A 9,656-nucleotide genomic window follows, 5' to 3' on the forward strand; every position below is an offset into this window, starting at 1 on the left:
CAGGTCGGTCAGCGGCTCGTGGTCGTCGCCGTCCGCGCCGGGCACGCCGCCCCGGCCGAGCAGCAGCTCATGGCACAGCTCGTGGGCCGCGATCGCCACCAGCCGCATGCGGTCCCCGGCCTGCGACGGGTCGATCCGGACGTACCCGCGCCCCTCGCGTTGCTGGTAGTGCCCTGCGACGACGGCGCGCCGCACGGGGAACAGCGGCATCGCGCCGAGTTCGCCGGGCATGTCGTCGTCGACCGCCACCTCGACCGTGAACCGGTCCGCGCTGATCGCGAGATGCGCTCTGACCTGGTCCACGGTGCGCAGCACGTCCTGCTCCGTGCCGAGATAAGCGCCCGGGAAGAAGGCATTGGTGGGTTCGACGACGGGCTGGCGCAACGGCAGGTGTCCGAGCCGGTCCACGCACCAGAGGAGCATTTTCTCGATCCACGCCTGCTCGCGCGGCGGCACCGGGCACCTGGGACGGAAGAGCGGCACGTCCGACACCGTACGCCAGCGCGAGGGCGCGGGCCACGGATGACCGGCCCCGGCCGCGCGACCCCGAGCGCCGCCGCAGCGGCTGTCCGAACCTGCCGCCGAACCCACACGGTCAACCGCCTCTCGAGTCGGCCGCAGCCGTCCCGCGCGCCCAGCAGAGAACCAGCGAACACGCGATCCGCGCTTCCCGTGGATTTTATGGGTTAATCGGACAGGCATCGGCGCCCGACGCACCGTCGGCGCACCGCAGTCGGCCGGCAGATGCCCGGGACGCGGTGTTGACGCTATGCCCGGCGCCGCTGACACTGGGCCGCGTGGCCGAATGGATCTACTTCATCCACCCACCGCGCCGGGACTTCGCCGCGACGATGACCGACGCGGAGAAGCAGGTCTGGGCGGAGCACGCGGCGCGGCTTGAGCGCCTGCTGGCCGAGGGGACGCTCATCCTGGCCGGCCCGACGCTCGGTCCGGTCAACACCGGCATCGCCGTGTTCGAAGCCGAAGACGAACAGGCCGCACGCGCGATCATGGACGGCGACCCCATCTCGGCCAGCGGCCTGGCACACCTGGAGCTTCGCCCGTTCCGCGCATCATTCCTGCGCGGCCGACCCTAGGACCGCCCCGCCCCGCTCCGCACGCTCTCCACGCCCGGCGGCCTGGTCCTCGCCCGCGAGCGCGCCCGCCCGTGCGAGCGCGCTGTTCTTCACCCACCCCTTGCCTATCCGATCGCCTTGAACTATTTTCGCGGGCACCGGCTGTTCCCGGCAAGGCCCCGCGCCGCTCGTCCGAGTCGGGGACCGGCGTGTGGGCAGAACTGACCCCCGTCCGCCCCTGCCGCCCAAGGAGCACCGCGATGGTCGAGCCCGGCTCCGGACCGCTGATGTCCGTGCTGTCCGCGTCCCCCCGCGCCAGGCCGCAGCATCAGCGCCTGCGCGGCGGCGCCCTGGGCCTGCTGGACATCGCCAGCTCCACGATGGCCGACATCGGCCCGGCGATGAGCTTCGCCTTCGGCTTCGGATTCCTGGCCACCACCGCCGGCGTGGCCTCGCCGCTCACGATCGTGGCCGCCGCCCTCGTCGTCGCGCTGCTGGGCAACACGCTGTCGCAGTTCTCCCGCGCCCACCCGTCCGCCGGCAGCTTCATCACCTTCGTCGGCAAGACGTTCGGCGGCACGAGCGCGGTGACCACCGCGCTGCTGGTGACCCTCGGCTACATCATCGGCATCTCGGCCGTGATCGCGGTGTCCGGCGGACTGCTGGCCACCACCCTGGACCGCTACGCGGGGTGGAGCCCGCCGTGGTTCGTCTGGTCGCTGATCCTGACCGGCCTGGCGCTGGCGCTGATGGTCCGCGGGATCGTCATCTCCACCAAGGTCGCCGGATTCTTCTTCGCGGTGGAGATGCTGGTCCTGGTCATCGTCTCGGTCACTGCGATCATCGAACACCGCGGCCACCTGTCGCTCACCCCGTTCCTGCCCAGCCACATCAGCAACGGCATGTCGGGGCTGGCCGCGGGTTTCCCGCTGGCGGTGTACCTGTTCATCGGCTGGGAGAACTCCGCGGCACTGGCCGAGGAGAGCGAGAACCCGCGGCGCAACGTCGGGCGCGCGGTGTTCTCCTCCGTCGCCATCATGGCGGTGAGCTATGTGCTGTTCGCCTACGCGACCGTCACCGGGTTCGGCTATGCGATGGACAAGGTGCACGCTTCAGACGTCCCGTTCTTCACCGTGGCGCAGGGAGCGTTGGGCGCGTTCACCTTCCTGGCCTACGTAGCCGGCATGACCTCGACCCTCGGCTCGCTGATCGCCGGCACCAACTCCCAGACCCGCATGCTGTTCAACGCCGGACGCGAGCGGCTGCTGCCGGCCTTCCTCGGCTACGTCCATCCGATCCGGCGCACCCCCACCAACGCGATCACCACGTTCACCGCCGCCGCCATCCTGATCATCGGCGGCTGGGGCCTGGGGCACGTCCTCGGGCACCACCCCGCGATGAGCGCCACTGCCTTCTTCGCCGAGGCCTCGACGATGGCGACCACCCTGATCCTGCTGGTGTATCTGGCCTCGAACATCGCCCTGCCGTTCTACTACCGCCGCTACCGGCCCACCGAGTTCCGCGCCGTCAGGCACGCCGTCGTTCCGGCGCTCGGCGCCGCGGCGATCGTCATCCCGTTGTATTACCTGTTGAAACCGGGCCAGCCGGCACCGTACAGCTGGTTCCCCTACCTGGCGCTCGGCCTGCTGGCCGCGTCCGTGGTGTACGCGGTCATATTCACCCGCCGCGACCCCGCGCTCGGCGAACGGGTCGGATCGGTCGTCGCCGACGGATACGAGGAGTGAGTATGGGCACCATCACGCGGTACACGCGGTACGCCTGCCGCGGCGACGCGCGCGAATAGAGTGTCCGGCGTGGCGAATACAGCGGGGAAGTTCGGTCTGTACCCGGCGTCGGCGGGCACGGCCGCCGGGCGCGGTGCGATCCGTGCCCGCCTTCCCGTGCGGGCGCAGACCGGAGCCGAGCTGATCCGCTCGCGCATCGCGCTGCAGGTGCGGCTCGCGCACCTGTCTCCCGGCGACCGGCTTCCGGACGCCGGCGTCATCGCCGAGGACTTCGGCATGAGCGAGATGACGGTGCGGCGGGCGCTGGAGACCATGTGCCAGGACGGTCTGCTGGACCGCCGGCGCGGCCGCGTGGGCGGCACGTTCGTCGCCGGCGAATGGGCCGCCGTGGCGGCGGCGTTCAGGGACGGGGAACAGGCTGCGGCGCTCAAGGATTTCCACCTGCTGCTGGAGTGCGGACTGGTCGCCCGCTCCACCGGGGAGCTGCCCGCGCACTGGGACGCGGACCTGCGCGCCGTCGTCGCCGAGATGGACGCGGCCGAGGACCCGTCCGAGTTGCTGCGCCTGGAGACGTGCTTCCACCTGGGTTTGGCCGAGGCGCTGGGCGAAGGAGTGGCCGGCGAGCAGGTGGCCGACATCCTCGGGCAGCTGTGCCTGTTGGCGCCCGCGCCGCCGGCCGCGCTGCTGCGCGGGGAGAACAAGCACCATGCAGACCTGCTCACGGCCCTCGAACTCGGCCACTTGGACGCGGCCGTCGCGGCGCTGAAGGCGCATCAGCTCGCCCTCATCAGCGGGCTGTGAGCGGCGCGACCAGCCTTCCCCGCTGCGCCCGACCCTGAGCCGCCGCGGTTGGCCGATTCCGCCGAACGATATCTGCTCACTACGAGCCATTACCCCTTGTCTATCTGCTCGACCTGAGCTATTTTCTGGCTAGCCAGCCGTCCGCACCTCCGGAGCGCCGATCCCCCGGGCCCGGACAAGCCGCGCGACCGCCCTCGCGGTACCGGCCCTCCCACCTGCCTCAGCCGCCCAAGGAGCATCCATGCCCGCGCTCGACCCTGCCTCGACACGCCTCGAACCACCCTCCGCCGACGCCGGACCGAGTCGGCACCGCCTGCGCGGCGGATCGCTCGGACTGCTGGACATCGCCAGCTCCACGATGGCCAACATCGGCCCGGCGATGAGCTTCTACTTCGGGTTCGGGTTCCTGGCCACCACCGCCGGCGTGGCCTCGCCGCTCACGATCATCGCCGCCGGGATCACGGTGGCGCTGCTGGGCAACACGCTGTCGCAGTTCTCCCGCGCGCACCCCTCGGCCGGCGGCTTCATCACCTTCGTCGGCAAGACGTTCGGCGGCACGAGCGCGGTGACCACGTCGCTGCTCGTCGCGGTCGGCTACATCATTGCGATCTCCTCGGTCATCGCCATCTCCGGCGGGTTCCTGGAGACGACGCTGCACTACTACCTCGGCTGGAACGTCCCCTGGATCATCTGGACGCTGCTGCTCACCGGCCTGTCGGTCGCCCTCGTCGTGCGGGGCGTCGCGGTGTCCACCAAGGTCGCCGGGCTCCTGCTCGCGGTGGAGATGCTCGTGCTGGTCGTGGTCTCGGTCGCCGCGATCGCCAAGCACGGCGGCCACCTGTCGGTCACCCCGTTCCTGCCCAGCCATATCAGCCACGGGATGTCCGGGCTGGCCGCGGGTTTCCCGCTGGCGGTGTACCTGTTCATCGGCTGGGAGAACTCTGCGGCGCTGGCCGAGGAGAGCCAGGACCCGCGGCGCAACGTCGGGCGCGCAGTGTTCTCCTCGGTCGCCATCATGTCCGTCAGTTACGTGCTGTTCGCCTATGCGACGGTCACCGGGTTCGGCTACGACGTGAACAAGGTGGGCGCCGCCGACGTCCCCTTCATCAACGTGGCGCACGACACCCTGGGCGCGCTGGCGTTCTTCGCCTACCTGGCCGGCATGACCTCGACCCTCGGCTCGCTGATCGCCGGTGTGAACTCGCAGACCCGCATGCTGTTCAACGCCGGGCGCGAGGGGCTGCTGCCGGCCTTCCTCGGCCGGGTGCATCCGACCCGGCGCACCCCCACCAACGCCATCGTCGCGTTCGTGGCGGCCGCCGTCCTGATCATCGGCGGCTGGGGCCTGGGCCATATCCTCGGGCACGCCGGGCCGATGGACCCGGTGAGCTTCTTCGCGCAGTCCTCCACGATGGGCACCATCCTGATCCTGCTGGTGTACCTGGCCTCGAACATCGCCCTGCCGTTCTACTACCGCAGGCACCACCGCGCGCAGTTCAGCGCCGTCAAGCACGGTGTGCTGCCGGCGCTGGGAGCCGTGGCGATCATCGTCCCGCTGTACTACCTGGCCAAGCCGGGCCAGCCCGCGCCGTACAACTGGTTCCCGTACCTGGCGCTGGGCGTGCTGATCGCCTCCGCGGTGTACGCCGTCGTGCTCACCCGCCGTGACCCGACGCTCGGCGAGCGGGTCGGATCGATCGTCGCCGACGCAGAGTGAACAACGGGGCGGCGCCCGTCGGCGCCGCCCCATATCCGGGAGACGCCATGGATATCCGCGTGGCCTGCTTGCAGGGGCCGCACACGTACTACCCGCACGGCTCACCGGACCCGGTGGCCGACCGGGCCGCCAATCTCGCGCTGCTCGAGCGCACCGCCGCCCAGGCGGCCGCGGGCGACGCGCGGCTGCTCATCACGGCGGAGATGTTCCTGACGGGTTACCACCTCGGTTCGGCCACGACATCCGCCATGGCCGAACCCGCCGACGGCCCGTCAGCCGCCGACATCGCGGACATCGCACGACGACACGGCATCGCGATCCTGTACGGCTATCCCGAGCGCGCAGACGGCGGCGTCTACAACGCTGCCCAGCTCATCGGCCAGGACGGCCGCCGACTGGCGAACTACCGCAAGACGCACCTGTTCGGCGACGTCGACCGCGCGGCGTTCGCCGCCGGGGACGAACTGGTCGTGCAAGCGGAGCTCGACGGCGTCGTCATCGGTCTGCTGATCTGCTACGACGTCGAGTTCCCGGAGGCGGTGCGGGCCCACGCCCTGGCCGGGACGCAGGTGCTGCTCGTGCCGACCGCGAACATGCGGCCGTTCGAGTACGTCTCGCACCAGATCGTGCCCTCGCGCGCCATCGAGTCGCAGCTGTTCATCGCCTACGCCAACCGCGTCGGCCTCGAGCGCGACTTCGAATACTGCGGCGAGAGCCGCGTGGTGTCTCCGGACGGCCGCGAGCTGGCCGCCGCCGGAAACAGCCAGGCGCTGATCTTCGCCGACCTGCGACCGGAGGCTCTCGAAGCCTCGCGCAGGCTGAACACCTACCTCGTCGACCGCCGAACAGACCTGTACAAGGCGCATCTGTGATCAGAGCCCGTCCGATAAACGAGCCGCACATGTCGGCTTCCTCGTCGTGAACTCTCCGCGCCAGACGTACTCGATGCTCAAGAACGGTTTCCCAGCCCTATGAACCGGGCCATGGACCGCAGCTGCCAGTCGAACCACTCCTCGCGCTGCGCGATGACGTTGTTCAAGCGTCCGAAGACCTCGAAGCCGACCGCGCCGAACAGCTCGGTCCACGCCAGCAACGCCCGTGCCACGGCTGCCGCGTCCACCTCGGCGCCGACCACTTCGGCCACCGTCTCGATCTCGGCGCGGAGCTTGTGACCCAGCGGGCTGCCGCCCTCGAGCGTGACATCTTTTTCCGGCAGCACGCCCGCCGAGCGCGCGTCCGCCAGGATTCCCCCCAACACCAGCACCGGACGGGTCGCGGGTTCGATCGTCGTCGTCGGCGCGGCATAACCGGGGATCGGGCTGCCGTAGATCAGCGCGTATTCGTGCGGCTTGGCCACGGCCCAGGCGCGGATCGCGTGGCCGACCGCCAGCCAGCGGCCGAGGACGTCGGCGCGGTCGGTGACAGCCGCGTCCGCGCGTTCGACCTCCTCGGCGAGCACGTTGTAAGCGTCCACGATCAGCGCGGTCAGCAGCTCGTCGCGGTTGGCGAAGTAGCGGTAAAGCGCCGAGGACACCATGCCCAGGTCCCTGGCCACCGCCCGCAGCGACAGCGCCGTGCCGTCCGTGGCCAGGTGGCGCAGCGCCACGCGCTTGATCTCCTCGGTCATCTCGGCCCGGACCCGGGCCCGGAGGGAGGGTGCGCTGTCCGGCATGAAGAGATTATCGCACACAAACGAGAGCAGTGCTCTTGACATGGAGCATGCGTTTGCGGGACATTGCTCCCAATAGAGAGCACTGCTCTCATCTGACGAGGGTCTCCCAGCTCAGGGGACCTCAGAAGGAGGAGCCCGAGATGTCCCTGCACGTGATCGTCGGCGCCGGCCCGGTCGGCACGGCCACCGCGAAGCTGCTCGCCGAGCGCGACGAGGAGGTCCGGATCGTCACCCGCCGCGGCGGCGGTCCGGCGCACGCCAACATCGAGCGCGTCGCCGCCGACGCGACCGACGCCGACCGGCTGACGGATCTGACCAGGGGCGCGGCAGCGCTCTACAACTGCGCGAGCCCGCTGTACCACCGCTGGTTCACCGACTGGCCGCCGCTGGCCGCGGCCTTCCTGACCGCCGCCGAGCGCACCGGAGCGGTCCTCGCCACCGCGAGCAACCTCTACGGCTACGGCCCCGTCACCGGTCCGATCACCCCGGAGACGCCGCTGTCCGCGACGCACCCCAAACTCAAACTGCGCGCCGACATGTTCCGCGACGCGATGGCCCTGCACGAAGCCGGCCGCATCCGCGCCACCGAGGTCCGCGCCAGCGACTACATCGAGGCCAACTCGGTCTTCAGCTACATCGGCGAGCCCCTGCTGGCCGGCAAGCGCGCCTACATCCCCGCCGCCCTCGACGTCCCGCACAGCTGGACCTCGATCCCCGACGTGGCCGCGACGCTGGTGACCGCCGCGACCGACGAGCGCGCTCTCGGCAAAGCCTGGCTCGTCCCGACCAACCCGCCCCTGACCGTCCGCCAGCTCGCGACCCGTTTCACCGAGGTGAACGGCGCCCCGAAGGCCAAGATCTCGGCGCTGCCCTACCCCGTGCTGTGGTCGGCGGGCCTGGTCTCGCCGATGATGCGCGAGTTGCGCGCGACGCACTACCAGTTCGTGCGCCCGTTCGTCATCGACACGACGCTCACCGAACAGACCTTCGGCCTCAAGCCGTCCGACCTGGACGCCGCGCTGCGGAACGTCGGGAAGATGTAAAAGACGTAAAGGGCTGCCAATCCTGGACGAGCCCTGTCCTTGCCGAGAGCCTCATCCGCGCCGGTCAGGCTGCTCCAGGCACCCTGCACGAGTACGAACATGCTGCATGACCTGTGCGGATGAGGCGCTCGGCAAGGAAACCCGTCGCGCATGCAGCGCGCCCGCCTGCATCGATGGCAAACTGCGAAAATGCCGAGCGCCGACGCTGGATCCCGACACGCCGATTCTGATCGGCCGCCTCGGGGCGCCGACGCGGCTGCGGCCTCGGGCGGCTCGTGGGCGCCTATGCGCAACGGGGTTTACCGTTCGCTGTGGTTCGCGCAGCTCGGCAGCAACGTCGGCTCGTGGATGCAGACGGTCGGGGCGCAGTGGCTGCTGGTCGAGCGGGACCACGCCGCGACCCTGGTTGCGCTGGTCCAGACCGCGAGTCTGCTGCCGGTGATGCTGCTCTCGCTGCCTGCCGGAGTGCTCGCCGACGCGTTCGACCGCCGCCGCCTGCTGCTCGCCTCGCAGGCGGCGATGGCGGTCATCGCCGGCGTGCTGGCGGCGCTGACCGCCGTGGGCCTGACCACGCCGTCGACGCTGCTGGCGCTGACCTTCCTGCTGGGCTGCGGGCAGGCGATCACCGGACCGGCCTGGCAGGCGATCCAGCCCGAACTGGTGGAGCGTCAGCAGATCCCGGCGGCCGCGACGCTCGGCAGCCTGACCGTGAACCTCGCGCGCGCCGTGGGCCCGGCCGCGGCCGGCGTGATCGTGGCCGTCGCGGGGTCGGCCGCGGTCTTCACGATCAACGCGGTCTCCTTCCTCGGGGTCGTCGCGGCGCTCGCGGTGTGGCGGCGCAAGCCGACCGGGAGCGGGCAGCAGGCCGAGGCCGCCCTCGCCGCGCTGAACGCGGGCACCCGCTACGTGCGCAACGCCCCGGCGGTCACCCGCATCCTGCTGCGCGCAGCCCTGTTCGTGGTGCCCGGCAGCGCACTGTGGGCGCTGCTGCCGGTCGTCTCGGCCGGCCCCCTGCACCTTGGTGCCGGCGGATACGGTGCGCTGCTCGGCGCGCTCGGCGTCGGCGCGGTGGGCGGCGCGCTGGCGCTGCCGCGGCTGCGCGTGAAACTGTCGGCCAATCAGGTCCTGGCGGGGTCCGCGCTCCTGTTCGGCCTGGCCACGCTCAGCCTGGCGGTTCCGCTTGGGGCCGCGCGGGTGGCGGTCGTCGCCGTTTTCATGCTGCTCGGCGGGTTCGGGTGGCTCGCCTCGCTGTCCACGCTCAACGCCTCGCTGCAGCTGACGCTGCCCGCCTGGGTGCGCGCCCGCGGACTTGCCGCCTATCTGCTGGTCTTCATGGGCGGCCAGGCCGTCGGCTCGTTGCTGTGGGGCCTGCTGGCGGGCGCGATCGGGGTCGGCGCGACGCTCTGCATCGCCGCCGCCCTGCTCGGCGTCGTGGCGCTGACCACGCCGTGGCGTCCGCTGCTCGCGTTGACCGGGAAGCTTGACCGCAACATCTCCTCCCACTGGCCGGATCCGGTCCTGGTCTTCGAGCCCGATCCCGACGACGGACCCGTGCTCGTCGTCAAGCGCTACCGTGTCGCCGAGTCGAACCAGCAGGCGTTC

General features: G+C 70.8%; 9 protein-coding genes. 7 read left to right on the plus strand and 2 right to left on the minus strand.

All coding sequences use genetic code 11. From position 1 onward, the window contains the following. A partial coding sequence (locus VGZ32_RS00625) for a hypothetical protein (protein ID WP_326883751.1) occupies window positions 1-483 on the minus strand: 483 nt, incomplete at its 3' end. Between the two features lie 314 nt (window positions 484-797). On the opposite strand from VGZ32_RS00625, the gene VGZ32_RS00630 reads away from it, so the two are divergent. The 5 genes from VGZ32_RS00630 (at window position 798) to VGZ32_RS00650 (ending at window position 6,211) form a co-directional block, all read left to right on the plus strand. Beyond that, a complete protein-coding gene (locus tag VGZ32_RS00630) occupies window positions 798-1,097 on the plus strand; it encodes a YciI family protein (RefSeq protein ID WP_326883752.1) in 300 nt (99 codons plus the stop codon). A gap of 239 nt (window positions 1,098-1,336) precedes the next feature. Further along, window positions 1,337-2,821, plus strand: coding sequence for an APC family permease (locus tag VGZ32_RS00635; RefSeq protein ID WP_326883753.1), 1,485 nt, complete (start codon window positions 1,337-1,339; stop codon window positions 2,819-2,821). Between the two features lie 69 nt (window positions 2,822-2,890). Beyond that, entirely contained in the window at window positions 2,891-3,622 is a 732-nt protein-coding gene (locus VGZ32_RS00640) for a GntR family transcriptional regulator (RefSeq protein WP_326883754.1), read from the plus strand. Between the two features lie 241 nt (window positions 3,623-3,863). Next, window positions 3,864-5,339 (plus strand): APC family permease, encoded by a 1,476-nt coding sequence (locus VGZ32_RS00645; RefSeq protein ID WP_326883755.1) that lies wholly within the window; start codon window positions 3,864-3,866, stop codon window positions 5,337-5,339. Between the two features lie 53 nt (window positions 5,340-5,392). Then, window positions 5,393-6,211: a carbon-nitrogen hydrolase family protein gene (locus VGZ32_RS00650; protein WP_414642437.1), complete on the plus strand. Its 819-nt coding sequence runs from the start codon at window positions 5,393-5,395 to the stop codon at window positions 6,209-6,211. Window positions 6,212-6,288: 77 nt separating this feature from the next. Here the strand turns inward: VGZ32_RS00650 and VGZ32_RS00655 are convergent, their stop codons facing one another. Beyond that, the gene (locus tag VGZ32_RS00655; protein WP_326883757.1) at window positions 6,289-7,011 is read right to left on the minus strand and encodes a TetR/AcrR family transcriptional regulator; all 723 of its coding nucleotides are present in this window, start codon (window positions 7,009-7,011) and stop codon (window positions 6,289-6,291) included. Window positions 7,012-7,151: 140 nt separating this feature from the next. Here VGZ32_RS00655 and VGZ32_RS00660 point away from each other — a divergent pair, with 140 nt between their 5' ends. Both VGZ32_RS00660 and VGZ32_RS00665 read left to right on the plus strand, forming a co-directional pair. Beyond that, a complete protein-coding gene (locus tag VGZ32_RS00660; protein WP_326883758.1) occupies window positions 7,152-8,054 on the plus strand; it encodes an NAD-dependent epimerase/dehydratase family protein in 903 nt (300 codons plus the stop codon). 189 nt (window positions 8,055-8,243) lie between these two features. Continuing rightward, on the plus strand, window positions 8,244-9,656 hold a 1,413-nt coding region (locus tag VGZ32_RS00665; protein WP_326883759.1), incomplete at its 3' end, for an MFS transporter.

It is taken from the genome of Actinocrinis sp. (assembly GCF_035938995.1).
Classification (GTDB): Bacteria; Actinomycetota; Actinomycetes; order Streptomycetales; family Catenulisporaceae; genus DASZGI01.

Excerpts from the sequence above, each read along its gene's own strand:
- VGZ32_RS00635 (WP_326883753.1), top strand. The coding sequence starts at position 1,337 with ATGGTCGAGCCCGGCTCCGGACCGCTGATGTCCGTGCTGTCCGCGTCC.
- VGZ32_RS00660 (WP_326883758.1), top strand. The coding sequence starts at position 7,152 with ATGTCCCTGCACGTGATCGTCGGCGCCGGCCCGGTCGGCACGGCCACC.
- VGZ32_RS00655 (WP_326883757.1), bottom strand. The coding sequence starts at position 7,011 with ATGCCGGACAGCGCACCCTCCCTCCGGGCCCGGGTCCGGGCCGAGATG.
- VGZ32_RS00645 (WP_326883755.1), top strand. The coding sequence starts at position 3,864 with ATGCCCGCGCTCGACCCTGCCTCGACACGCCTCGAACCACCCTCCGCC.